Below are 24,754 nucleotides of genomic sequence, written 5' to 3'. Positions count from 1 at the left end.
CTCGTCGCAGGAAGCGCCTGCAAGGCGACCGTGCTGTGTTCACTCATGCGTGGTGCGGCCCGGCAGTACCGACGGGCTCCTGACGCGTGGCGGCTTCTCCGTCCGCGCTCACCTCCCCCGGCTCGGGTTGCCTGCCGGCCGGCAGCACACAACCGAGTGCCGCGGCAAGCGCGCCGGTCGCGGGAGCGATTTCGGCCCGCCCCTCCCGGGCCATGGCCTCCGCGGCCCGGCAGGCAGCGAGGGAGCTCCACAAGGCGAGCCGGAAGTCGGCATCGGGTACATCCTCGCCGCGGAGCAGACGGGCCAGAGCCCCCATTTCGGCGGCGTGCCCCTTGGGGGCGCCGCGGAACACGGACTTGGACTCCTTTCCGCGCTTCCACAGCGTCAGGGAGGCGAAGTCGTCGATCCTCGCGGCCAGGCCGTCGCAGGCCACCTCGATCAACTCCTTGGGAGCGCCGGGCGGTGTGGAGCCCCCGTACACGATCGACGCGGTCGACGAGTCCGAGTAGACGAGATGCAGGGTGATGTTCTGGGCGCGCACCGGGTCCCGGGTGTCGGCTCCGACCGCCGACACGCTCACCGGCAGGCCCGGGACGAGAAAGCTCGCTGTGTCGATGAAGTGGCAGACCTCGCCGAGCAGCCGACCGCCCTGCCGGGGATCGAAGTACCAGTGGTCGTCCGGCAGTCGGCCGGCGAATACGCGGTACACGATCTGCAGCGGCGCCCCCTGCGGGAGCGCAGCGCGTAGTTCCTGCACGGCCGGGGCGAACCGGCGGTTGAACCCGGCGAGTGCGGGCGCACCGGACCGTGACCAGGCATCCGCCAGGCTTTCCAGCTCGTCCTCCGTCAGGCCCAAGGGCTTCTCGCAGTACAGCGCGATTCCGCGGCGCAGCACCTCCGTCGCATAGCGCCCATGACTGTCGTGACGGGACAGCACCATGACGCAATCGGCGTCTTGCGATCCGAGTCCGTGCTCGGCACTCTCCGCGACAGTGCCGAACCCCCACCGCCGGCCCTGCTGGACGGCGGTCAGACCCCGGGCGCTCGCCAACCAGGAGAAGGCGACGCCGGGCTGTCGGTGCAGATGGGGAAAGAGCATCTTGGTGGCGAAGTTGCCCGCGCCGATCGCGGCGATCCTCGCCGTTCCGGAAGGGCGCGACCACTGTGCGGGCTCAGGTGGCGCCGGTGGCGGGCCGGTCACCTCCGCGGTCCCCGGATAGCGCAGCAGCAGGGCGACGCGGCGTTCCGGCCGCTCGGTGTGAAGTGCGCGGTACGCTTCGGCGGCGTCGTCGACGGCGAATACGTGCGGCTGGAGACTCTCCAGGTCCAGCGAGGGCGCGAGCCTCAGAACCTCTGCGAGATTGCGACGCTCCGTCCACGGTACGTAGCCCTCCGGGTACGACTGGCCGGCTTCCTCGTAGCGAGGGTCGTACCGCCCGGGGCCGTACGAACGGGAGTAACGGACCGTCAGTTCCTTGTGGTAGTAAGTCGATCGCGGCGGGGCGACCTTGACGTCCCCGACGACGACGACGGTGGCCCTGTCACGCGCCAGGCTCCCGGCCAGTTCCACCGGATCGGTGCTGGTTGTCGCGGCGGTCACGAGTACCGCGTCCGCCTTGACGCCGCCCCAGTGACGCGCGACGGTCCCGGCGAGATCCTCCGTGTCGCGCGGGTAGGCGACGATCCCGATGCTGCGGGTGGCTTCGACTGCTGCGGGATCCCGGTCGACACCGACCGTGTCGTAACCGTAGGCACGCAGGAGCCGGACGGTGAGCTGGCCCACAAGTCCCAGGCCGATCACCACGATCCGGGAGCCGGGAACCGCTTCTGCCTGGTGGATGCCCTGGAGCGCGATCGCCCCCACGGTCGCGAAGGCCGCCCAGCGGTCCTCCACGCCGTCCGGTACGGGGACGACGAGGTTCCGCGGCACGGCGACGATCTCCGCGTGGGAGGCGTAACCGGCACCGCCTGCGGCAACGCGCATCCCAGGGGCGAGGTCGTCCGCCCCTTCCCCGACCGCGATGACCTCGCCCGCACAGGAATAGCCCAGTGTCATCGGCCGGTCGAGCCGGTCCTGGACCATCCGGTAGGTCTCGGCGACACCCAGCTTCCGCGCCGTGTCGAGCACCTGTTTCACCTGGTCGGGCCGCTGGCGTGCCTTTCCCACGATGCCACTGGCGCCCGTCTGGAGTGTCGCCCGTTCAGTGCCTGCACTGATCAGCGAGTACCTGTTGCGGATGAGTACCGCGCCCGGCTGCAGCACGGGAGGCGGAATCTGCGCCACGCTGATCGAACCGTCCCGGGCCGATAGCAGTACTGCCTTCACTTCAAGCGCCTTTCGGTGGAGGGGACGGCGTAGCAGCCCGCCCGCGTTCGGTGTCGTCCGGTGCGGCTCCCGCCGCGGCAAGTGCCCGGTACAGGTCCGTCAGCGTCCGGCTCTCGGCCTCCCAGGAGTACTCGCCGCGTACCTTCTCTGCGTTCCGTCGGAACGTCGCCAGGTCATCGGCGACTTCTCGCAGGGCGGTGGCGACCGACGCAGGACTCGCCGGGTCGAACAACGCCCCCACCGGACCGACGGCGTTGTCGAGGACGACCCGTCGGACCTCGGGAAAGTCGCTCCCCACCACGGCGAGGCCGGCCATCAGGTACTCGAAGAGTTTGTTGGTGTCCCCGAGATAGCAGTTCAGATGAGCGTTGGTGAGTGCCACGACGCCCACATCGGCGCCTGCGGTGTAGGAGAGGAGGTCGTCGACCGGAACCGGGGGCAGAATGTGGGTCCGATTCCCGATCCCGCAGGCGTGAACCAGGTCCCGGAGTTTCCTGACCGTCGTCTCGCTGCCGAAACCGATGATCACCCAGTGCCAGTCCGGCAGACCGCGCAATGCGGCCGCGACCGTGTCGAAGCAGCGGGAGTCAAGGTAGAAACCCCCCTGGAAGATCAGGACAAGTCGGTCCCGTGGAATTTCCAGGCGTGCTCGCAGATCCTTCCATTCAGTGCTCGAGTCCGGTGTCCGGGGGTAGTTCCCGATGACGACGGGGCGGCCGCCGTGCAGTTCGTCGAGGTACTCCGCACGCGAGGGGTTGGTGGTGATCCTGGCCTGCGCGCGTCGCCAGACCAACCGCTCCCACGTCTCCACCAACCGCCGCACCGCACCCTGGTGCATGCACGCCTCCAGTTCGTGCGCGTCATACACCAGCGCGGCACGGTGGCGGGCAGCGACGAGCAGTGCGGGCAGACTGAGATGGAGGTTGTGGCAGTGCACGACGTCCGGCCGCTCCCGAGCCATGAGCAGCGAGGCGCGAACGAGGCCGAGAACGGCGTGGGCCAACCGCAGCGGCCTGGGAAGATTCCGGGCGGGGAACGGCAGCACGTCGTAGTGGACGCCTTCCTCCACCCTTCTGTCCCGGCGGCGGATCCCGGAGTCGAAGCCGACAACGAGCACCTTGTGCCCGTCCGCCGCAAGAGCGGCCGCCTCCCGTTGCACGCGCGCATCGCTGCGGATGTCCGACACCACGGCCATGAGGACCCTCACTCCGCGTCCTCCAACCGCCGGAACCGCAGCTCCCACCTGCACGGACCCTCAACAAACATCGTGGCGCGCAGGACTTGCGTGCTGAGGACACGGCCGTACGCGGGTGACCATGGCATCTCCTCGACACGGAAGGACAGCATGGGGCCCGCGGTCTGGACCAGACTCACCGCCGTTGCGTCGTCGGCATACAGCCGGGTGCCGCCGTCGCACGGTTCCGCCCGCACGCCGGGCGCCAGGGGAAAACTGATCACGAGCGTGTGCGGAGCACGGCAGCCGATGTCGTCGGAGATGACCAGCCCGTCCCGGTCCAGGGCGAACCGGCGCCGGTGCAGGACCGGATCCGCGAGCCTGCGGTAACCCTCGTGGACCGCTTCGACGACCTGACGGCCCCAGGCGTCTTCGGAGCGAGCCACCACCCGGGCACGGTCCTCGTCCTGCATGGTGAAGAGAAGTTCGTGGTCGAAGCGGTTCTGCTCCTCACCGTCCACCTCCACCGTGGCGTGCGAGCGGGTGGCCCGCAGCCGGTTCCGCAGACCGGGATCCGGCGTGTACACCCCGGTACCCGGATCTGTGACGATTTCCCGGCCGTCCACGCAGAGCACGAACGACAACGTGTCATTGTGTCCGTGGCCTCCGTTGCCCAGCTGTCCCACCCCTCCGCACTCCGCGAGGCACCAGTAGGGGCCGCACGTAAGCACGTACCAGCCGCCCGCCGGGAAGGATGCGGCAGGCGGCCGGGCGGGGGCCCGGCGCCCGGCCGCCCCGCACCACTGCGCCATCTCGGGCGCGGCCGTCTCCTCGGGTGTCCTCGGGTCGCTCACGGCCGAGGCGGCGGCGATGACCGGCGCCGCATCCCGCGCGTCCCGCGCGGACTGCAGGCCGACCACGAGACCGCCGTCGTCGTCCCCCACGGCGGGGAGCAACCCGTCCGGTTTGGTGAGTACGGCCAGGGCCTCGACCGCCGAGAGAAAGCGGGCTTCGGTCTCGGGCCGGACGGGGATGTGGAGGCGTCGCAGCGCGAGCAGGCCGACGAGGGCCAACTCGGTCGAGAGCCGGTGGTAGCCGGTGGACGCCTCGAAGTTGGAGCCGTCCTCGTGGAACTGCTTGAGGATCTCCCGCTGCAGTTGCCGGCTGCCGAGGCGAAGCCAGAGCCGGCCTGCGGAGCTGTGGCGCAGCGCCCCGCCGATGTGGACCAGCCCGACGAGGTCGGCGAGGTAATGGTTACTGGTCAGCCGCGGGGTGTATTCCAGGTTCGCGAGGATGAACCAACCGTGATCACGGAGCGTGCCGCCGACCAGCGTCGTGAATTCCGGGTCGTCGAGGATCTCGGCCGCCCAGACCAGATTGGTGGCGCGGATCCCGGCCTCCATCGCGTTGGTCCAGTTCGGTCCCGAGCCGACCGGATTGGCATCGGCCCAGGAGCGCAGCAGCCTCGTCGCCCCGTTCCGGTACCGGGAGTCGTCGGTGTAGGTGTACGCGCGCGCCAGGGCCACCAGCCACTGGAGGCGGCTCACCTCCCACGGAACCTTGATGTCCGCACGTCCTGGAACAGGGCCGAGGGACCGGTGGTGACAAGCCGGCCAGGTGAAGCCGTGCACCGGGTCCTGATGCCAGCCCGGGCCGTCCGTATCCACCGTCACGGTTCCGTACCCGAGGACGGTGAACCTGCCGTCGAGCGCGGCGTCCGCCTCGCGCAGACACGCCTCGAGTTCCAGAGCCGTCGGCGCCGGCTTGGGCCGGGCTGCCCTGTCCGGTCCGAGTACGAACGGCCGCCACCGCTCGGAAGATGCCGGCCGCGGTCCAGTCATCCGGTCCCGTCCGTCGGCGAGTGCCCGGCATCCCGTGCGAAGGAGCCGCCAGCCCGCTTCGGCGGCCAGTACGCCGGTGGGAAGTGCTGCCGCGACGGCGGCTCGACGCCGTAGCCGTGCCAGGCGCGGAGACCGGAGTTCGAGACGGTCGGCGTGGTCATGCTGCTTCAACGGTGCACCTTCGCAGCATCCGGTCGGTCAGCTCGTCCGGCGGGACTCCTTCGATCCAGACGCGGTGCCACAGAGCGAAGTTGAGGATCGTCCACAGAGCCCACTCGTTCCGCGCACGCCCCGCCTGGTGGTCGGCGACCATGCCGACGAGAGTCTCGGCCCGGAAGTAGCGCCGCATCGCCGAGGCTGACAGGAGCTCGAGAAGCACCTGCCCCATGGGTCCTCGCAGCCAATTCCCGATCGGCGCTCCGAAGCCCTGTTTGGCGCGGTTCGCCACGCGCTCGGGTACGACGTCGGCGAGTGCCCGGCGCAGCACCACCTTGGTCCTGCCCTCATCCAGTTTGTGCTCAACGGGCAGCCGGTAGGCGAACTCCACCAGCTCCGGGGCGAGGAACGGCACACGGGCTTCCACGGAGTGCGCCATCGAGAAGCGGTCGATCCGCATGAGCAGCAACTCGGGCAGACGCACGGAGAACTCGTAGTGCTGGGTGTCGAACGCCAGGGTCTGCGTCCGCGTCTCCCCGTCCGTCGGCTCTGCCGGTGTCCACGGGGAGTCGTACGGGCCCGGTACGAGCAATGACGAGCGCAGCGAGGCCGGCAGACCCAGCGGGTAGTGCATCGGCAGCTGTCTGCCGCGCGCGGCTCCTACGAGGACGTCGAAGCTCCGTCCGCGACGGGACGCCGGTACCAGTCGGGGAAGCATCCGGCGCGCCGGAGCGGGCAACGCCTGGAATGCGCGCAGCTCGCGCTGCCGCCGCAGGGAACGAACGTATGCGGGATATCCCCAGAACAGCTCGTCGGCCCCCTCACCTGCCAGGACGACGGGGACATCGCGCTGCCGTGCCAGTTCGCAGACGAAGCCGAGCGGCATGCAGACAGGGTCCGCGAGCGGTTCGTCCTGGTGGTGGACCATGGCCGCGAGCGCCTGCAGCGCGTCCTCGGCCGACACCGTCACCTCGTGGTGGTCCGTACCGAAGTGCCGGGCCACCCAGCGTGCCTCACGTCTCTCGTCGAGCGTGTGCGCGCCGTCGAAGCCGACCGAGAACGTGGACGGGCGGGCGACCTGGTCCCGCATCAGGGCGACGAGCGCCGTGGAGTCGAACCCTCCGCTCAGCAGAACACCCACGGGCACGTCACTCATCAGGCGGGCCTGCACCGACTCAGCCAGCAGGTCCCGCACGCGCGAGGCGGCCTCCGGCAGCGATACGTCGAGGAACGTACGGGGCTCGGTGACGTCCCGGAACCGCCAGGTGCGGACCCCGGTCGCGTCGCACGACCCTGCCGTCCCAGGGGGCAGCTTGCTGATGTCACGGTAGAGAGTGCTCGGCGACGGCACGACAAGGTGGGCGAGATAACTGTCCAGGACGCCGGTATTGACCTCTGCAGTGACGCGCGGATGCGCCAGGATCGCCTTCGTCTCGGAGGCGAACAGAAAGGTGCCGTCCTTGACGGTCCAGTAGAAGGGCTTCTCGCCGAGCGGGTCCCGGGCGAAGAGCAGACGCTCCCGTTCCGGATCCCAGAGAGCAAAGGCGAACATGCCGGTCAGATGCTTCACGCACTCATCGCCGTAGTGCCGGTACGCGTGGATGATCACCTCGGTGTCGCAGTTGGTGCGAAAGCGTGCTCCGCAGCTCTCGAGACGCCGGCGCAGGACCGCGTAGTTGTAGATCTCTCCGTTGAAGACCAAGCACTCACCGCGCTCGCCGAACATCGGCTGTGCGCCTTGGGCAAGATCGATGATCGCCAGGCGCCGGTGTCCCAGGCCGACCCTGCCGTCCTGCGTCACGTGAACCCCTGCGCCGTCCGGGCCGCGATGACTGAGCATGTCACGCATCCGCGTGACTGTTTCGGGCATCACGTTCCCCACCGCGCGCCCGTACTCGAATACCCCGGTGATGCCACACACAGTCAGTTCCCTTCCGCCGCCGTAAGGGCGGCAGGCAGCGGAAGCCGGGCGAGGATCTGCTCGGCGCGCCTGTCCCATGTGTGGTTCTCCAGGGCGTCCCTTCGGGCCCTGACGCCCAGTTCCGCCCCACGGTCCGGCATGGCCAGCACCTGCGCGACACCACGGGCAAGGTCCGCCGGATCGCCCGGCTCGGTGAGCACCGCGGTGACGCCGTCCTGAAGGATCTCGCCGATCTGGTCCAGCCTGCTGGCCACGATCGGCCTTCCCAGCGCCATGTACTCGAACAGCTTCGTCGGCGAGCCGAAGAACGGGCCGCTTCCGGTCCAATGGTGGGGAGAAAGCAGGACGTCACAATCGGAGAGCATGCGAAGCGCTTCCGGGCGGGGCAAGGTGCCGGACCAGGTGATGCGGTCGTGGACGCCCAGCCGGCGGGCGAGTCGTTCGCATTCGGCCCGCTGCTCCCCGTCGCCGATCAGAACGAACTCGACGTTCGCCGGCAGATGCTGCAGGCTCTCGACGGCCACCTCGACGCCGTGCCACGGACCGAAGCTGCCGATCCATCCCACCACAGCCCGCTCGCGGGGCGGCATCGGTGAAGGTGCGGGGACGGAATCCGGGTCCACCGCGTTCGGCATCACGGCCACGGTGGCGGAATCCGCTCCCATGTCCGTGGCGATCTGTGCCGCCCCCTGGGACACTGCGGCCACGACGGTGGCGCTGCGGACGGAATACCGCTCCACGCGGGCGCCGATCGTCTGGAACAACCGGCTCAGCGGAGCGTGCCGATACCAGTTCCGATTCACCCAGACGTCGGAGGCATTCCACTCGAGCACCATGGGGACGCCCAGTTCGCGGCTCACATCGGCGCCGGCACGGCTCAGGAAGGCGTTGCGTTCGTACACGAAGGCGGGCGGCATGCGACGCGCGACGGCCAGAGCCGCACGATGCATGGATTCGTTGGCCGCGACCCGGGCGGACTCTCTGGTGAACCGGGCACCACGGGGCAACGGCGCTGCGACCTCAACCACGTTCACCGCGGATCGGAGCTGCTGAGGCGGTTCACTGCTGGTCACCAGGACCACCTGCCAGCCGAGCCGCCGGAAGCCCGAGAGGATCCCCGACACGTGGCTGACCGCTCCCCCTACCCCGCTCGCGCCCGCGTCCCGCCACAGCGCAAGCAGGCACCGGGACCCGGACTCCGGGCGCGGGAGAGGGACGGTCCGCTGGTAGTTCCGGCTGGCCATCAATTCGCGCAGGACGTAACCGCCGGCGGTCACGGCGTCCGCGGCGCACCGGAACGTCAGCGATGCCAGACTGCCGACGGGCTCCCGCGACCCGATGCCGCTCGTGTCGATGAGGATTCGCCGGCGCGCGGGGGCCAGCGCGACCATCAGTTCGTAGGGCGTCGCATAGTGCCGCCGTGCCGCATCGCTGCTGAGCAGTGCGACGCCGGACACTCCTTGCTGACGGAGTCGCGCACGGTATGCGGGGATGTTCCGGACTGCGTCGGACGCGGCCATGACGATGACGGGTTCCTGCCCGAGCACCGAGGCCGCAGTGTTCCCGGCTCCGGACAACTGGTACGGCGACTCGGTGAGCACCGCCCAACGCTGTCGCCCGCTCGGGTCGGCTTGACGGTCGAAATTTGCAGTCAGCGGAGCCTCCAGAGGGCGACCTCTTGTGTAATCCGGCGTACGTCAAGGTATGTGCCGAAAGGCTTTGTCCAACCACGCAACACCGTTGGCCGGATGAATTGCAGTCAAAGGCAGTGCGGCGATGATCCGCTCGGGTGACTGCGGGTATTGCCTGCCTCTGCGACCACCCTTCCGCGAGTTACGGTCTCGGGCTTGGGGGACCGCATAGCCGGGAGGCGCAGCGTGAAAAGAGTCATGGCCGTTTACGGCACCCGCCCCGAAGCGATCAAAATGGCCCCCGTCATCGAAGCACTGCGTGGTTCCCCGGCCTTCGATCCCCTGGTTGTGGTGACGGGCCAGCACCGGTCGATGCTCGACCAGGTCAACCGGGTCTTCGGCATCGAGCCCGATCACGACCTGGACATCCTCACCGAGCGGCAGACCCTCGCCGACATCACCACCCGCACGCTGCAGCGCATTCAGCCCGTCATCACCCGCGAACGTCCGGACATCGTCCTGGTGCAGGGCGACACCACCACAACGCTCGCCGGCGCGCTGGCCGCGTTTTACCACAAGATTCCCGTGGCACATCTGGAGGCCGGGCTGCGGACGAGTTCCCGGTATTCGCCGTACCCGGAGGAAGTGAACCGCCGGCTCACCACGCAACTCGCGGATCTGCACCTGGCGCCGACGTGGAACGCCCGCGCCAATCTGCTGCGAGAGGGCATCGAAGAAGACTCGGTGGTGGTCACGGGCAACACCGTGATCGACGCGCTCCTGTGCACGGTGAGTCGCGTGGCCGGTCACGTGCAGTTCCCGGAACTGGCCTGTCTCGATGGGGAATCCCGGCGGATTGTCCTGGTCACCGCACATCGGCGTGAGTCATGGGGCAGCGGAATGGAGGCCATCGCCGACGCGGTCGCGACGGTGGCAACACTTCACCCGGACGTTCTGGTGGTGTTTCCCGTCCATCGCAACCCCGCGGTTCGCGCGGCTGTCGTTCCCAGGCTCCAGCAGTTGCCGAACGTCAGAATTCTCGAGCCGCTGGACTACACGGGCTTCGCCCACTTGATGAGCCGCGCGCACCTCATCCTCACCGACAGCGGAGGGGTGCAGGAAGAGGGTCCGAGTCTGGGAAAGCCCGTGCTGGTGATGCGTCATACGACCGAGCGGCCCGAGGGCGTCGCCGCTGGAACCGCGGCGTTGGTCGGCACGGACAGGGCGCGCATCGTGGCGGAGGTGACCCGGCTCCTGCGTGATCCGGGCGCCTACGCCGCGATGGTGAATGCCGTCAACCCGTACGGAGACGGACGTGCGGCGGAACGGACCGTGCAGGCGCTCGGGGCCTGGTTCGGACTGTGCGACGCACCGAGCGAGTTCTGCTGGGAGCCGGTGCAGGAGGCCGTGCCCGCCGACGGTGGCGTCGCCCCGCAGAGTGGCCCGGTCGACGCGACAGAAGGCGCACGCCGGCTGACCCGCGTCGGCGAGTGACGTGTTGGCCACGGCGGAAGTCAGACTTCCTCGACGGGATCTGACGCCATGTGTGGAAGAGGACTGCTCCAACGGATACTCCCTTTCCCGAATCACCGGGCCCGGGAAATAAGCCGGTCGACTTCCGGTCGCTAGGATCGAACTCATGGAGAATCACGCACGCGTCGCGGCAGGAACGCAGTGGCAGGAAAACCCCGCGGGCACGAATCACGCATCAGCCGCGGAAGGCACGCCGGATTTCTACGAGCAGATGACTCGCAGCCGGTATGCCCTGCAACCGTGGCTCCCGGCGCGTTTGCGGTCATGGGCGCCTTCCGGCCGCGTCCTTGAGATTGGTTGCGGCGCGGGGACCGACCACTCAGTGATCGCGAGCATGGCCGACGAAACAGCCGCCATCGACTTGGCACCTCGTGGCGCGTGGCTCACCCAGAAACGCCTGGATCTGGAAGGGCGACCGGGACTCGCGCAGGTGGCCGACGCCGAGAACATGCCATTCCCGGCACACACCTTTGACGCCGTATATTCCTTCGGCGTTCTGCATCACACCGACCATCCGGAGCGGGCGGTGGCGGAGATGTGGCGGGTGATGCGGCCCGGCGGGAAGTTCATGGTTGCGCTCTACCACAAGCACAGCCTGTTCGCGGCACACAAAGCCATTGAATACGCCGTCAGGCTGCGCTGGCGCTCGCAGACCTGGCGGGATTTCCTGCCTGAACTCGAATTCGGCGCTGCGGAGTTGACGCACCGCCCGCTCGTGCGTCTCTACAGTCGCGGGTCCGCCAAGGAGCTGTTCTCACAGTTTCACCAGGTGCAGGTGACTGTCGACCATCCGGCATTCCGCGGCAGCCTCCTGCCGAGATGGTTCCGGCCCTTCGGCTGGTATGTCATCGTGACCGGTCGCCGGTGACCCGCTCGGGGTGCCGGCGACCGGTCTCACAGCGCCGGGAGCTCTTGCACTCCCGCAGGCTCGTCGCCTCAGGCCGGAACTTCAGCGCCACAGGCCGCGGGTGTCGAATACGACCTTGCCCCGCAGCGTGGTCCGCTTGACCGGACGGAAGGCGTCATGGTCAACCAGCAGGACGATGACATCCGCTTCGTGGAGGGCCGCCTCGAGGTCGACGAGCTTTGCCTGACCCGTGCCGACGAGTCGCGCAGGGAGTTCACCGATGTGTGGTTCCACCACGAGCAGGCGGCCGACATCCTGTCTGGCCAGCTCTGTCACGATATGCAGGGCGGGGCTCTCACGCAGGTCGTCCACATTCGCCTTGAACGACAGTCCCAGGCACGCGATCACCGGGTCCTTGAACCGGGACGCCGTCCGGGACACCTCCGCGATCACATGTGCGGGTTTGGCGTCGTTCACCTGCCTGGCCGTTCTGATCAGCCGGGCCTGTTCGGGAGCAGCGGAGACGATGAACCACGGATCGACCGCAATGCAGTGCCCACCCACTCCAGGTCCGGGTTGCAGGATGTTCACCCGCGGGTGCCGGTTGGCCAGCGCGATCACATCCGCGGTGTCGATGTCCAACTGGTCGCAGATCATCGACAGCTCGTTCGCGAAGGCGATGTTGACATCGCGAAAGGCGTTCTCGCTCAGTTTCGCGATCTCGGCCGTGGTTGCGTCCGTGATGTGGCACTGCCCCTGTGTGAAGAGCTCGTACAGAGCCGTTGCCCGCGCCCCGCAACGCTCACTCACCCCGCCGATCAAGCGGTCGTTGGTAACCATCTCGATCATGATCCTGCCCGGCAGCACACGCTCGGGGCAGTGGGCCACTCGAACGTCAGCAGCATTGCCGGCGCTGTGCGGGAAGGTCAGATCGGGCCGTCGCTCGGCCAGCCACCGAGACAGCTGAACCGTCGTTCCCGGTGGCGACGTGGACTCCAGCACCACCAAGGCACCGGCATCAAGAACCTCGGCCACCGCCCCTGCGGCTGCCTGGACACACGAGAGGTCCGGCTCTCGGTTCGCACCGATAGGGGTGGGGACGGCGATGATGAACGCCTCAGCGGGCTCTGGTTTCAAGGTCGCACGCAATCGACCCATCGCGACCGCACCACTGACGGCAACGGCGAGGTCGGGCTCCACGAAGGGCGCCCGACCAGCGTTGATCATGTCCACGATGGCCGGGTCGACATCTACTCCTACGACATCTACTCCCTTGGTGGCAAGAGCAGCGGCGGTCGGTAGCCCGATATATCCGAGCCCGACGACGGAAACGGTGCTGAACACTGCTGATCCTTTCATGCCCGCGGCCTTCGGAAAGGTTGTTTTGCAGAAGCACGGAGGTATGGGATTCCAGCGTCGGCGATGCCGGCTCCACAAGTCAGGCAAGCCACGGTCCACGGCGGCCTATACGCTGCCGGACGGCCTGACTCAAGATCAGTACGATGAACCTGGAGTTGCCGATGAGATACCGTGCGAGCAGGCGACGAGGCTCCTGAAGCAAACGAAACGACCATTCCAGGCCAGTCTTTCGCATCCACACCGGCGCTCGACGTCGCGCTCCGGCCACTACATCGAAGGAACCCCCGACACCTACCGCCAATCCACAGTTCAGATCTGTGAGGTGACGGGCCAGAAAACGCTCCTTCAGGGGTGTGGGCACCGCGAGAAACAGAATGTCGGGACGCGCCTCCCGGACCGCTGCCACGACATCCGGCTCCTCGTCCTCGGCCCAGAAACCGTCACGACAGCCCACCACATTCACGCCCTGACGTGAAGCGATGGCCGCAACCTTGCGTACCACCGCCGGCTCGGCACCCAGCAGATAGACGCGGTAACAATTACCGGCCGCTCGCTTCCAGAGTTCCAGTATGAGGTCGATCCCGGCGACTCTCTCCGGTAACGGACAGCCAAGAATCCGACTCGCCCACACAACCGCCTGCCCATCAGCGTTGACCAGCGAGCATGAACGAATAATGCGCGAGAGTTCCCCATCGTGTTTCGCCATGACGAGCTTTGCCGCATTCACGGCGACATGTTGATGAGTGCGCTCATCTGCAATCAGGAGTTCAGCGGCCGCGACACTCTGGGACATTGTGAGCGCGTCCACCGGTACACCACAGATCAAAGCCCGGACCGGATCACTCAAACAGTCGGGCTGGACAGCGGGTACTGGATCACTACTTGGCTCCATACGCTCCGCCTGGACAGGAGGCATTTTTCTCACGATAGTGGACGCCGGCATGGACCAGGGGCTCTGCAGCGCGGGTCCTGCCCCGATGCAACTCGGATGGATCACACATCCATCTGATACTCAATCCCTGATGAAGGCCCGTCGCGGAGTGTTCGTACCGGGTGCCAGATTCCTTGAATTATTGAATATTCGGATTCTGTATCACCTTGGGCGGCCGTCCGGTCGGAGCCCGTCCGCATGACCTGGGGCCATGTCACGCAGAGGCCTTGTCCAATGCGGCAATACTGGCACCATGCTTGATTCCGATTGCCCGTCGAGTGGTGTGCGCCTGCCGCGATTCCGGGTGCTGACCGTGTGCACCGGCAACCTCTATCGGTCGCCCCTCACGGAACGTCTGCTGAGAGAAGGACTTGACGAGGATCAGCAGACGATCCACGTCAGCAGCGCGGGGACAGCGGCCGTGCCCATGACTCCGGCGGCGGGCACGGCCGAATCCGTCGCGGGGTGGGCGGTTGACACGTCCGGCATGGTCACACGGCGCCTGACCGCCGCGCTGGTCGACGGCTCGGATCTTGTGCTCGGTGCGGCGACGGAGCATCGCGAGGCCGCGGTACGCCTCTCCCCCGTGCATGCACTGCGCCGGGCCTTCAGCCTGCGGGAGTTCGCCCGGCTGGTCAGGGCGGAGGACGGGGCGGGAATGGCTGATCCGGCCGCGCGGTTCGCCGCCCTCGTCAAGGGCGCGGCGGCCCGGCGCGGTACATCCGGGTCCGGCACCGACGACGATGTGATCGATCCGCTCGGGGCAAGCCCGGAAGAGGTCCGCAGGTGCGTGGTACGCATTGAGGAGTCGGTCGAGCGCATCGTGGCCGCCGTGCGGGCCAGCTGACGCGCGAGGCCGGGAGGAAGCGACAGCAGGGTGGGCTCGACATGGGTCCGCGGCGGCGTGACCGAAGCGCGATCGGGCGGGTGGGGCGCGGAAGATGTACGGACCGTCATGCCGACAAGCAGGCAGTCTCCCGGTCAGCGCGGTGCTGACCGGGAGACTGCCGGTACCGCTCGGTGCCACAGGGTCTCAGTCGCGTTGCTGAGTTGCCGTGCGCCGGCGCTTCACGAGGACCAGCGATCCGCCGCCCAGCAGCACGAGGCCGCCGGCCGCTGCGAGCAGTGCGGCATTCGCGTCCGAGCCGGTGTCGGCGAGCTTCGAAGAGTCGTCGTCGGACGAGTTGCCGCCGCTCCCCGAGGCGCGATGATCCTTGTCGTCGTCGCCGCGGGAACCCTTGTGGCCATCGTCGTCATCGTGACCGGACGACCCGTGATCATCGTCGTCGTCCCCATGTCCGGGCCGGCCATGGTCGTCGTGGTCGTTGCCGGGGCGGCCGTGATCGCCGTCACCGTGATCGCCGTGATCGCCGTCGTCGTTGTGATCGCCGTCGTCGTTGTGATCGCCGTCGTCGTTGTGATCGCCGTCGTCACCGTCACCGTCATCGGAGATGGTCACGCGGGCGGACAGGACGATCCCCGAGACCTGGCCGGTGAGCTGGACGTCGTACACACCCGCCCGGACGTTCTCGGGGATGGAGATCGTGTCGATCACCTGGCCGTTCTCGTCCACGGTGAAGGTGCCGAGTTCCACGATCCTGCGATCGTCATCACCACGGTGATCGCCCTTGCGTGTGGATGTGGGTGAGGGCGAGGGCGAGGGCGAGGCTGTGGTCGTGGGCGAGGGTTTGAACGTGGGGCGGTCTGCCAGGGGCTCCGGGAACGCCGCTGCCCCCCTCAGTGCGGCTGCGCCCAACGGGCCGCCGGCACCGCCCGGCCCACCCACGGGCACGAGACGTGCGAGAGCCTGCTCGCCGGGCTGGTGACCGGTGGCGGTGAAGCCGACTTCTTGCCCGGGATCCAGGGTGATGTCTTCGACCGTCAGGATCGGACCGGGTGGGTACTGTGCGAATGCCGGCTCGGCGGTCACGAGGGGCGCTGCGAGGATGAGGCTTACGGTGGAGGCGGCCAGGGCGACTCGCCATCCGGAGCGTCTGGGCATGGCTTCGGGCTCCTTCGGAAGACGCTTGATGAGAAATGAACGTCGTGGTCGATAGAGGGTCAACTCTGCGTTGCAGAACAGCGGTGTTCGCCGTGTCCGCTTCGCTCCGTGGCCGTGTGGTCCGAACACCGACCCGGTCTGTGTTCGCATTTGAAGGCACACAATTGCGTCTGCCGTCCAAACATCCGCATCCATAGACGTGGGCAGTCTCGTGCAAACAGGCATACGACCGTGCTCGGCAGGACGGTCTAGCAGGTGCACTCGTGTGGCCCTCGTGGCTCGCGACCGTGGCCCGGATCTGCTGCGGTGCGTCTCGTCGCGGGTCGCGTTCCGGGTGACTGCACCACAATCCGACTGGCCACCGGAAGCTGTGGCGCCCGTGCCGGTGGTCACGTCCGCGGAGTTCTCGGCGGACGTGCTGACAGCCGCGAGACCTCCGACGCGGTAGGTGGTGCGAGGCCACTCGGATTCGTCGCTCGACACGCTCGACACCGGTGAGAGGGGGCGATCCCGCCGCCACGTTCGGCGCGTTCTCCACCCGGTGGTCCCGGCCGACCCGGAGGGCGTCCTCCTCGCCCCGTAGGCGGAGTCTGCCGGCCCTGCACCACGGCGCGGCGGCCGGCGACGGCGTGACGCCTGCCGGGGGCCGGAAGGGGACAGGGAGGCGGCACTGTCTGGCGCGGTGCGCCCCTACCTGGACGGGTTACCCCGGGTGGAGGTGTCCGAGGAAGCAGTCCCCGGTCGGGCGGGCAGACACCTCATCGCGGCGGCCCCGGGCGCGGGACTCGTGGGTCGTCGGCCGGCGAGCGGGCCGGCGGGCAGCCGCTTCGGGCCCTTCACCCCCGCCGTGATCCGTCGACCCCCTGACCGGTGGCCGTCGTGCCCCCGTGCCCCCGTGCCCCCGTGCCCGACGAACTGCACCACGCGCAGGAGGTGGGGCGGCCGCCTTTCACCCGTGGCGGGTGAGGCCGGGCGGCCCGCGCTCCGGGCACGCTGGCAGCCGGATCGCCGTGCTGCCCAGCCCTCACCGGAGCTGCGGAGCAGGCGTTCGTCGTGTGTCGCCCGCCGGACGACCTGAGCCCGTCGAGATCGGGGTTGCCTCATGACCGACCTGGACACGCTGTCGGTGAACACCATCCGCGGTCTGTGCATGGATGCCGTCGAGAAAGCCCAGTCCGGGCACCCGGGCACGCCCATGGGAATCGCGCCCGTCGCCTACACGCTCTGGCAACGGTTCCTGCGGTACGACCCACAGAACCCGATCTGGCCCAACCGCGACCGCTTCGTCCTCTCCGAAGGGCATGCCTCGGCGCTGCTGTGGTCCCTGCTGCATCTGTCCGGGGTCCGCGCGGTCGACCCCGACTACGAGGTGCTGGGACGCCCGGCGGTGACTCTCGACGACCTGAAGTCGTTCCGGCAGCTCGACTCCCGCTGCCCCGGCCACCCCGAATACCGTTGGACGAGCGGTGTCGAGACCACGACCGGACCGCTCGGCCAGGGGGTCGCCACCTCCGTCGGGATGGCGATCGCGGGCAGGTGGCTCGCCGCGCGGTACAACCGGGACGAGTTCCCGCTCTTCGACTTCGACGTGTACGCGCTCGCCGGGGACGGGTGCATGATGGAGGGCATCTCCTCGGAGGCCGCCTCGCTCGCCGGACACCTGCGGCTGTCCAACCTGTGCTGGATCTACGACTCCAACCGGGTCACCATCGAGGGCCACACCGACATCGCCTTCACCGAGGACGTCGCCGCCCGCTTCCTCGCGTACGGCTGGAACGTGACCACGGTCGCCGACGCCAACGACCTCGACGCCGTCGAGCGCGCGTTCCACACCTTCCGGGCCGAGAGCGAGCGGCCCACCCTGATCCTGGTGCACAGCCACATCGGCTACGGCTCCCCCGTGGAGGACTCGCCGAAGGCCCATGGATCGCCGCTCGGGGCCGAGGGCGTGCGGGCGGCCAAACGCTTCCTCGGCCTGCCCGAGGACGAACAGTTCTGGGTGCCCGACAGTGTCCGTGAACGGTTCGACGAGGGCATCGGTGCCCGTGGCGGCGACTTGAACACCGCCTGGGTCAAGCGGTTCGAGGCCTACCGCGCCACCTGGCCCGATCTGGCCGACGAGCTGGAACGGATGCAGCGCAGGGAAGTTCCCGACGGGTGGGACGGCGCACTCCCCGACTTTCCCGCCGACCCGAAGGGTCTGGCCACCAGGGACTCCTCGGGTCAGGTGCTGAACGCTCTCGCGCAGAGCATCCCCTGGCTCCTGGGTGGCTCCGCCGACCTTGCGCCGTCGACCAAGACCCGCCTCACGTTCCCCGGCGCGGGGGACTTCGAACCCGACGACCCGTCCGGGCGCAACCTTCACCTGGGCGTGCGGGAGCACACGTCGGCGGCCATCGCCAACGGAATGGCCCTGACCAAGCTGCGGCCGTACTGGTCGGGCTTCCTCATCTTCTCCGACTACGCCAAGGCGGCCATCCGGCTGTCCGCGCTGATGGAGATCCCGGTTCTGCACATCTTCACCCACGACTCCATCGGGGTCGGCGAGGACGGCCCCACTCACCAGCCCGTCGAACAGCTCGCCGGGCTGCGCGCGATGCCGGGACTGCTGGTGTTCCGGCCCTGCGACGCGGGCGAAGTCGTCGAGACCTGGCGGCTGGTCGCCGCTCTGCGCCACGAGCCGGCCGCGCTCGTCCTCTCCCGCCAGGCGCTTCCCACACTCGACCGCTCGCGGCTCGCCTCCGCATCGGGAGTCGCTCGCGGCGCCTACGTACTGGCCGACGCGCCCTCCGGCGAGCCGCAGGTGATCCTGCTCGCCACCGGTTCCGAGGTGTCCCTGGCGCTGTCCGCCCGGGACGAACTCGCCGCCGAGGGCATCGGGGCCAGGGTGGTGAGCATGCCCTGCTGGGAGCTGTTCGACCGTCAGCCGCGCGAGTACCGCGACGAGGTACTGCCACCGTGGGTGACCGCACGGGTCGGCATCGAGCAGGCGTCGACGTTCGGCTGGGACCGGTACGTAGGGGACGGCGGCGCCCTCATCGGCATGCACACCTACGGCGCGTCGGCGCCCCTGAAGCATTTGCTCACGAAGTTCGGATTCACCCCGCAACGAGTGGCCCAGGTCGCGCGCGAACTGACGGCCCGGCAGGAGGCGAGGACGTGAGGGCGGCCAGGACTCTGCTCCGTCACTACCGCGCTCCTCAGAACGTGGAGGTCCGCCATGACCACTGACACACCCATGCAGCTCGGCATGATCGGGCTCGGCCGGATGGGCGCCAACCTGGTGCGCCGGCTGATGCGCGACGGCCACCGCTGCGTCGTCTTCGACCTGGACACCGAAGCCGTGAAGGAGCTGGAGAAGGAGGGAGCGACAGCGGCATCCTCGCTCCGCGACCTGGTCGACAAGCTGGAGCAGCCGAGAAATGTCTGGCTGATGCTTCCGGCCGGCGTGGTACAGCCCACTCTTGACCAGCTTGCGGCCCTGCTGGACGCGGACGACACCGTCATCGACGGCGGCAATTCGTACTACCGGGACGACATCACCCGCGCCGGGCAGCTCGCTCCCAGCGGCATCCACTATGTCGACTGCGGCACCTCGGGCGGCGTCTGGGGTCTCGAGCGCGGCTACTGCCTGATGATCGGCGGCGAGGACGGAGCGGTGACACGGCTGGACCCGGTCTTCCGCACCATCGCACCCGGTACCGGGAACGCCGAACCCACCCCCGGCAGGACCCGGACCGACGGGACCGCGTCCGAGGGCTATCTGCACTGCGGACCGAGCGGCGCCGGCCACTTCGTGAAGATGGTTCACAACGGTGTCGAGTACGGGATGATGGCCGCCATCGCCGAGGGGCTCAGCATCATCAAGCACGCTGACGCCGGGCTGCGTTCGCGGTCCGTCGACGCCGAGACCGCCCCGCTGCGCGAGCCCGAGGTCTACCAGTACGAGATCGACGTGGCCGAGGTCGCCGAGGTGTGGCGCCGAGGTTCGGTCGTCGGCTCCTGGCTGGTCGACCTCGTCGCGGACGCGCTGGCCCGCTCGCCGGAACTCGACCGTTTCACCGGCCGGGTCTCCGACTCCGGGGAGGGCCGGTGGACGGTCGTGGCGGCGGTCGAGGAGAGCGTGCCCGCGCCCGTCATCAGCGCGGCGCTGATCGAGCGGTACGAATCGCGCGGGCTGGGCGAGTTCACCGACAAAGTGCTGTCCGCGATGCGCGGTGAGTTCGGCGGTCACGCCGAGAAAGCGGGGTGAACCGTGGCCGGCCCTACCCAGCCCGAAAACGGACTGCCGGTCCCCGAGGACCACGTCATCGTGCTGTTCGGTGCCACCGGCGACCTCGCCCGGCGCAAGCTCCTGCCGGGACTCTTCCACCTCGCCAAGGCCGGCCTGCTGCCGGCCCGCTACCGCATCGTCGGCTCGGCGCCGTCACAGGCCGCGCTCAGCGACGACGACTTCCGCAAGCGGGCGCGGGAGGCGGTCGCGGAGTTCGGCAGGTCGAAGCCCGAAGGGGCCGCGTGGCAGGAGTTCGAGGACGCGCTGTCCTTCGGCGCGGCCGATCCCGACGATCCCGGGCCGCTTCTCGCGGCCGTGCAAGAGGCCGAGCGGGCCGTCGGCGGGAGCCCGCGGCGCCTGTTCCACCTCGCCGTGCCGCCGAAGGCGTTCGCCTCCGTGGTCGAGATGCTCGGCGCGACCGGCCTGGCCGACAACGCCCGCCTCATCGTGGAGAAGCCCTTCGGCACGGACCTTCCCTCGGCCCGCGCCCTCAACGCGACCGTCCACGCCGTCTTCGACGAGTCCCGGGTCTTCCGCATCGACCACTTCCTCGGCAAGGAGTCCGTCGACAACATCCTGGCCCTCCGCTTCGCCAACGGCTTTTTCGAGCCCATCTGGAACCGCGACCACATCAGCCATGTGCAGATCGACGTGCCGGAGAAGATCGGGATCGAGGGCCGCGCCCAGTTCTTCGAAGGGACCGGGACCTTCCGGGACATGATCGTCACTCATCTCTTCCAGCTCATGGGATTCGTGGCGATGGAACCGCCGACCACCCTCGCGGCGAAGCCCCTGAGGGACGAGAAGGCGAAGGTCTTCGAGAGCATGCGGCCCCTGGATCCGGCACACGTGGTCCGCGGCCAGTACGAGGGCTACCGCGACGAGCTGGGCGTCGATCCCCGGTCGGACACGGAGACGTTCGTCGCGCTGCGCGTGGAACTCGAGAACTGGCGCTGGGCCGGAGTGCCCTTCTTCCTGCGCTCGGGCAAGTCGCTCGGGCAGGGACGGCATGTCGTCACGCTCGGCTTCCGGGAACCGGCCCTGCGCATGTTCCCGCTGGCCGCAACGGACGTCCCCGAGGCACGGAGCAACGAGCTGGTGATCGACTTCGACGACCCCGGCCGGATCACCGCCCGTTTCCTGGTGAAGGACCCCGGTCCTGCCATGCGCCTGAGCGAGGCCGAGATGGTCTTCGACTACGCAAGCTCGTTCAACGCGATGTACGCGCTCGAGGGGTACGAGCGCCTCATTCTGGACGCGATGCTGGGCGACCAGTCCCTGTTCACCCGCTCCGACGGGATCGAGCGCCTCTGGGAGGCGTCCACCCCGCTGCTGGAGAACCCGCCGCCGGTCGAGCCCTACGCGCCCGGTTCCTGGGGCCCGGAGTCGGTCGACCGGCTCATCGCGCCGTACCGCTGGAGCCTGCCGGACCGCCGCTGACGTCCAGGAGTGCCACCGCGGCACGCGCAGCCGGGGCCCGTCGCGTCCCGGCTGCTCCGGATGACACCCGGGCGTCATCCCTACGGGCTACGCCTGGCGCGGCGGGCTGCGCCTGCCGCCCCCGGGGGCTGCCGCGCCCTTCTAGCCTCGACGGCATGCTGGGGCTTCCGGATCACGTGCGCACGTGCCTTTTCGATCTCGACGGCGTCCTCACCCGTACCGCGAAAGTGCATGCGGCGGCGTGGAAGGAGATGTTCGACGACTACCTGCGGCGGCGCGCCGAGCGAGAGGGCACGTCCTTCGTGCCGTTCGACGCCGTCCATGACTACGACGAGTATGTGGACGGCCGCCCCCGCGAGGACGGGGTCCGTACCTTTCTCTCCTCGCGCGGCATCGTCCTGCCCGACGGCGCTCGCGGTGACGGGCCGGACGAGGAGACGGTGAGCGGCCTGGGCTCGCGCAAGAACGACCTCGTACTCCGCAAGATCCGCGAGCAGGGCGTGGAGGCATACGAGGGCTCGGTGGCCTATGTGCGCGCCGCCAGGGACGCCGGTCTGCGGCGGGCCGTCGTCTCGTCGAGTGCCAACTGCCGTGACGTACTGGCCGCCGCCGGCATCGAGGATCTCTTCGAGGAGCGCATCGACGGGATCGTCGCCCGGGAGCAGCAGCTGCGGGGCAAACCGGCGCCGGACACCTATCTCGCCGCCGCCCGTGCCCTCGGGGCCGAACCCGGTACGGCGGCGGTGTTCGAGGACGCCTTGGCCGGGGTGGAGGCAGGCCGGGCCGGGGCGTTCGGCATCGTCGTGGGCATCGACCGCACCGGGCAGTCCGCTCAACTGCGCCTTCACGGCGCCGATGTCGTCGTGAAGGACCTCGCCGAGCTGCTGGAGTCACCGTGATCACCCATCCCAGCTATGCGGTGGAGCCGTGGTGCCTGCGCGAGACCGAGCTGAACCTCGACGTCCTTGCCCAGAGCGAGTCCGTGTTCGCCCTGGCCAACGGCCATATCGGATGGCGCGGCAATCTCGACGAGGGCGAACCGTACGGACTGTCCGGCTCCTATCTCAACGGTGTCCACGAACTGCATCCACTGCCCTACGCCGAGGCCGGTTACGGCTATCCGGAGTCCGGCCAGACGGTGATCAACGTCACGGACGGGAAGATCATCAGGCTTCTCGTGGACGACCACCCCTACGACCTGCGGTACGGCGAACTGACGGCACACGAACGGGTACTGGACTTCCGGACCGGAGTGCTGCACCGCACCGCGGAGTGGACCTCCCCGGCCGGCCGCGCCGTGCGCATCACCTCGCACCGGCTGGTCTCGTTCACCCAACGGGCCGTCGCCGCGATCGCGTACGAGGTGGAGCCTCTGGAGAGTGGCGCCACGGTCGCCGTCCAGTCCGAGCTGCTCGCGAACGAGCAGATGCCGCACGACGCCGGCGACCCGCGGGTCGCGGCCGCGATCGACTCCCCCTTGCAGCCGGAGGAGGACTTCGCCCAGGACACCCTGCTCCGGCTGGTGCACCGCACCAGGATGAGCGGCCAGCGGGTGGCCGCCACCGCCGACCACATCGTCGAAGGACCCGACGGGACGAGCTGGTCGGCAGAGAGCGAACCGGACGTCAGCAGGCTCACGGTCACCGCAAGGCTGGCTCCCGGGGAGAAGCTGCGGCTGGTGAAGTTCGTGGGCTACGGGTGGTCCTCCGAGCGGTCGCTGCCTGCCGTCCACGACCAGGTCGAAGCGGCGGTGGCCGCGGCACGCAGCACCGGATGGGAGGGGCTGCTCGCCGAGCAGCGGGCGTTCCTGGACCACTTCTGGTCCGGCGCCGACGTCGAGGTGGACGGTGACGCGGAGATCCAGCAGGCCGTGCGGTTCGCCCTCTTCCATGTGCTCCAGGCAGCGGCCCGGGGCGAGGAGCGGGCGATCCCCGCCAAGGGACTGACGGGCACGGGCTACGACGGGCACTCGTTCTGGGACGTGGAGTCCTTCGTCCTCCCCGTGCTCACCTACACGGCCCCCCGGGCCGTCGGGCCGGTCCTGCGCTGGCGGCACGCCACCCTGCCCGCGGCGCGCGACCGGGCCCACCAGCTCGGGCTGGCCGGAGCGGCGTTCCCGTGGCGGACCATCACCGGAGCGGAGTGCTCGGCCTACTGGCCGGCCGGCACGGCGGCCTTTCACGTCAATGCCGACATCGCCGACGCCGTGGTGCGCTATGTGAGCGCGACCGGCGACGAGACGTTCGAGCGGGGGCCCGGGCTGGAACTGCTGGTGCACACCGCACGGCTGTGGCACTCGCTGGGCCACCACGACCCGGAGGGCACCTTCCACATCGACGGCGTCACGGGCCCCGACGAGTACAGCGCCATCGCCCGCGACAACCTGTACACCAACCTGATGGCGCGTCGGAATCTGATGGCCGCCGCGGAGACGGCGGGGCGCCACGCCGACCGGGCCGAGGAAATGGGGGTCGACGACGAGGAGACCGCCGCGTGGCGCGACGCAGCCGCCCGGATGGCCGTGCCGTACAACGAGGCGCTGGGGGTGCACGAGCAGTCCGCCGGGTTCACCGGCTTCCAGCACTGGGACTTCGACTCCACCTCGCCGGACCAGTACCCGCTGCTGCTGCACTTCCCCTACTTCGATCTCTACCGCAAGCAGGTCGTGAAGCAGGCGGACCTGGTCCTCGCCATGCTGACGTGCTCGGAGGCCTTCACGGCCGAGGAGAAGGCCCGCAACTTCGCCTACTACGAGCCGCTGACCGTGCGGGACTCCTCGCTCTCGGCGTGCTGTCAGGCCGTGATGGCCGCGGAGACCGGGCACCTCCGGCTGGCGTACGCCTATCTGGGCGAGGCGGCCCTGATGGACCTGGAGAACCTGGAGCACAACACCCGCGACGGGCTGCACATCGCGTCCCTTGCCGGCACCTGGATCGCCTTGGTGATCGGGCTCGGCGGAATGCGCCACGCCGGTGCGGCCGGTCGGCCGGGTTTCGCCCCCCGGCTGCCGGAACGTCTTACCGGCCTGAAGTTCACGGTGCTGCTGCGAGGGCGCAGGCTGCAGGTGGACATCAGCCGCACCGCGGCCCGCTACACCCTGGTGGAGGGGGACCCGCTGCAGATCCTGCACCACGGCGAGCCGCTCACGGTCTCGGCGGCAGAGACGGTGGAGCGTCCCCTCCCCCCGATGCCCGTGCGGCCCGAACCGCAGCAGCCCAAGGGGCGTCGCCCGGCCGACCGCGCGGGCGCCGAGGAGCCGACGGCCGGGGAGGCGGCCGACTGATCTGTGCGCCGGCCGGCTCGGTGGCGGTGCGGGTCCC

General features: G+C 69.0%; 16 protein-coding genes. 8 read left to right on the top strand and 8 right to left on the bottom strand.

What is annotated here, in order from left to right; genetic code table 11:
• Nucleotides 1–43: 43 nt before the first annotated feature.
• The 5 genes from ABZ208_RS05810 to ABZ208_RS05790 are packed head-to-tail and all read right to left on the bottom strand — an operon-like array spanning nucleotide 44 to nucleotide 9,019.
• The gene (locus ABZ208_RS05810) at nucleotides 44–2,326 is read right to left on the bottom strand and encodes a bi-domain-containing oxidoreductase (RefSeq protein WP_356908321.1); all 2,283 of its coding nucleotides are present in this window, start codon (nucleotides 2,324–2,326) and stop codon (nucleotides 44–46) included.
• A 1-nt stretch (nucleotide 2,327) separates the two neighbouring features.
• Nucleotides 2,328–3,521 carry a glycosyltransferase family 4 protein gene (locus ABZ208_RS05805; protein WP_356908320.1) on the bottom strand — a complete coding sequence of 398 codons (1,194 nt, stop codon included), beginning with the start codon at nucleotides 3,519–3,521 and terminating at the stop codon, nucleotides 2,328–2,330.
• Between the two features lie 8 nt (nucleotides 3,522–3,529).
• Nucleotides 3,530–5,512, bottom strand: a complete 1,983-nt coding sequence (locus ABZ208_RS05800; protein ID WP_356908319.1) for an alginate lyase family protein — start codon at nucleotides 5,510–5,512, stop codon at nucleotides 3,530–3,532.
• On the bottom strand, nucleotides 5,499–7,496 hold the full coding sequence (gene asnB / locus ABZ208_RS05795) for an asparagine synthase (glutamine-hydrolyzing) (protein WP_356908318.1): 1,998 nt from the start codon (nucleotides 7,494–7,496) through the stop codon (nucleotides 5,499–5,501). Before asnB ends, ABZ208_RS05800 begins: the two co-directional genes overlap by 14 nt.
• Nucleotides 7,421–9,019, bottom strand: a complete 1,599-nt coding sequence (locus ABZ208_RS05790; protein ID WP_356908317.1) for a glycosyltransferase family 4 protein — start codon at nucleotides 9,017–9,019, stop codon at nucleotides 7,421–7,423. Before ABZ208_RS05790 ends, asnB begins: the two co-directional genes overlap by 76 nt.
• 288 nt (nucleotides 9,020–9,307) lie before the next feature.
• On the opposite strand from ABZ208_RS05790, the gene wecB reads away from it, so the two are divergent.
• Nucleotides 9,308–10,543, top strand: coding sequence for a UDP-N-acetylglucosamine 2-epimerase (non-hydrolyzing) (wecB, locus tag ABZ208_RS05785; RefSeq protein ID WP_356908316.1), 1,236 nt, complete (start codon nucleotides 9,308–9,310; stop codon nucleotides 10,541–10,543).
• A gap of 145 nt (nucleotides 10,544–10,688) precedes the next feature.
• The gene (locus tag ABZ208_RS05780) at nucleotides 10,689–11,450 is read left to right on the top strand and encodes a class I SAM-dependent methyltransferase (RefSeq protein WP_356908315.1); all 762 of its coding nucleotides are present in this window, start codon (nucleotides 10,689–10,691) and stop codon (nucleotides 11,448–11,450) included.
• Nucleotides 11,451–11,531: 81 nt separating this feature from the next.
• Here the strand turns inward: ABZ208_RS05780 and wecC are convergent, their stop codons facing one another.
• The gene (gene wecC / locus ABZ208_RS05775; protein ID WP_356908314.1) at nucleotides 11,532–12,773 is read right to left on the bottom strand and encodes a UDP-N-acetyl-D-mannosamine dehydrogenase; all 1,242 of its coding nucleotides are present in this window, start codon (nucleotides 12,771–12,773) and stop codon (nucleotides 11,532–11,534) included.
• Nucleotides 12,774–12,867: 94 nt separating this feature from the next.
• Nucleotides 12,868–13,596: a WecB/TagA/CpsF family glycosyltransferase gene (locus ABZ208_RS05770; RefSeq protein ID WP_356908313.1), complete on the bottom strand. Its 729-nt coding sequence runs from the start codon at nucleotides 13,594–13,596 to the stop codon at nucleotides 12,868–12,870.
• Nucleotides 13,597–13,972: 376 nt separating this feature from the next.
• On the opposite strand from ABZ208_RS05770, the gene ABZ208_RS05765 reads away from it, so the two are divergent.
• On the top strand, nucleotides 13,973–14,566 hold the full coding sequence (locus ABZ208_RS05765) for a low molecular weight phosphatase family protein (protein ID WP_356908312.1): 594 nt from the start codon (nucleotides 13,973–13,975) through the stop codon (nucleotides 14,564–14,566).
• A 186-nt stretch (nucleotides 14,567–14,752) separates the two neighbouring features.
• Here ABZ208_RS05765 and ABZ208_RS05760 read toward each other — a convergent pair whose 3' ends face one another.
• Entirely contained in the window at nucleotides 14,753–15,982 is a 1,230-nt protein-coding gene (locus tag ABZ208_RS05760; protein WP_356908311.1) for an LPXTG cell wall anchor domain-containing protein, read from the bottom strand.
• An 841-nt stretch (nucleotides 15,983–16,823) separates the two neighbouring features.
• On the opposite strand from ABZ208_RS05760, the gene tkt reads away from it, so the two are divergent.
• The 5 genes from tkt (at nucleotide 16,824) to ABZ208_RS05735 (ending at nucleotide 24,717) form a co-directional block, all read left to right on the top strand.
• Complete coding sequence (gene tkt, locus ABZ208_RS05755) at nucleotides 16,824–18,884, top strand: transketolase (protein ID WP_356908310.1); 2,061 nt, start codon at nucleotides 16,824–16,826, stop codon at nucleotides 18,882–18,884.
• 75 nt (nucleotides 18,885–18,959) lie between these two features.
• Complete coding sequence (gene gnd / locus ABZ208_RS05750; RefSeq protein WP_356908342.1) at nucleotides 18,960–19,973, top strand: phosphogluconate dehydrogenase (NAD(+)-dependent, decarboxylating); 1,014 nt, start codon at nucleotides 18,960–18,962, stop codon at nucleotides 19,971–19,973.
• Between the two features lie 3 nt (nucleotides 19,974–19,976).
• Nucleotides 19,977–21,434 carry a glucose-6-phosphate dehydrogenase gene (gene zwf / locus ABZ208_RS05745; RefSeq protein WP_356908309.1) on the top strand — a complete coding sequence of 486 codons (1,458 nt, stop codon included), beginning with the start codon at nucleotides 19,977–19,979 and terminating at the stop codon, nucleotides 21,432–21,434.
• A gap of 155 nt (nucleotides 21,435–21,589) precedes the next feature.
• Nucleotides 21,590–22,333 carry a beta-phosphoglucomutase family hydrolase gene (locus ABZ208_RS05740; protein ID WP_356908308.1) on the top strand — a complete coding sequence of 248 codons (744 nt, stop codon included), beginning with the start codon at nucleotides 21,590–21,592 and terminating at the stop codon, nucleotides 22,331–22,333.
• Nucleotides 22,330–24,717, top strand: a complete 2,388-nt coding sequence (locus ABZ208_RS05735; protein ID WP_356908307.1) for a glycosyl hydrolase family 65 protein — start codon at nucleotides 22,330–22,332, stop codon at nucleotides 24,715–24,717. Before ABZ208_RS05740 ends, ABZ208_RS05735 begins: the two co-directional genes overlap by 4 nt.
• Nucleotides 24,718–24,754: the final 37 nt, after the last annotated feature.

This window comes from Streptomyces sp. NPDC006208, from assembly GCF_040613775.1.
Taxonomy (GTDB): domain Bacteria; phylum Actinomycetota; class Actinomycetes; order Streptomycetales; family Streptomycetaceae; genus Streptomyces.
Note: the sequence above shows the minus strand (reverse complement) of the source record. Positions and strands in the feature narration are given on the sequence as shown.

Coding starts and splice junctions, on each gene's coding strand:
- ABZ208_RS05805 (WP_356908320.1), bottom strand. CDS start 3,521: ATGGCCGTGGTGTCGGACATCCGCAGCGATGCGCGCGTGCAACGGGAG.
- asnB (WP_356908318.1), bottom strand. CDS start 7,496: ATGGGACAGGCGCGCCGAGCAGATCCTCGCCCGGCTTCCGCTGCCTGC.
- wecB (WP_356908316.1), top strand. CDS start 9,308: ATGGCCGTTTACGGCACCCGCCCCGAAGCGATCAAAATGGCCCCCGTC.
- ABZ208_RS05780 (WP_356908315.1), top strand. CDS start 10,689: ATGGAGAATCACGCACGCGTCGCGGCAGGAACGCAGTGGCAGGAAAAC.
- ABZ208_RS05765 (WP_356908312.1), top strand. CDS start 13,973: ATGCTTGATTCCGATTGCCCGTCGAGTGGTGTGCGCCTGCCGCGATTC.
- tkt (WP_356908310.1), top strand. CDS start 16,824: ATGACCGACCTGGACACGCTGTCGGTGAACACCATCCGCGGTCTGTGC.
- gnd (WP_356908342.1), top strand. CDS start 18,960: ATGCAGCTCGGCATGATCGGGCTCGGCCGGATGGGCGCCAACCTGGTG.
- ABZ208_RS05740 (WP_356908308.1), top strand. CDS start 21,590: ATGCTGGGGCTTCCGGATCACGTGCGCACGTGCCTTTTCGATCTCGAC.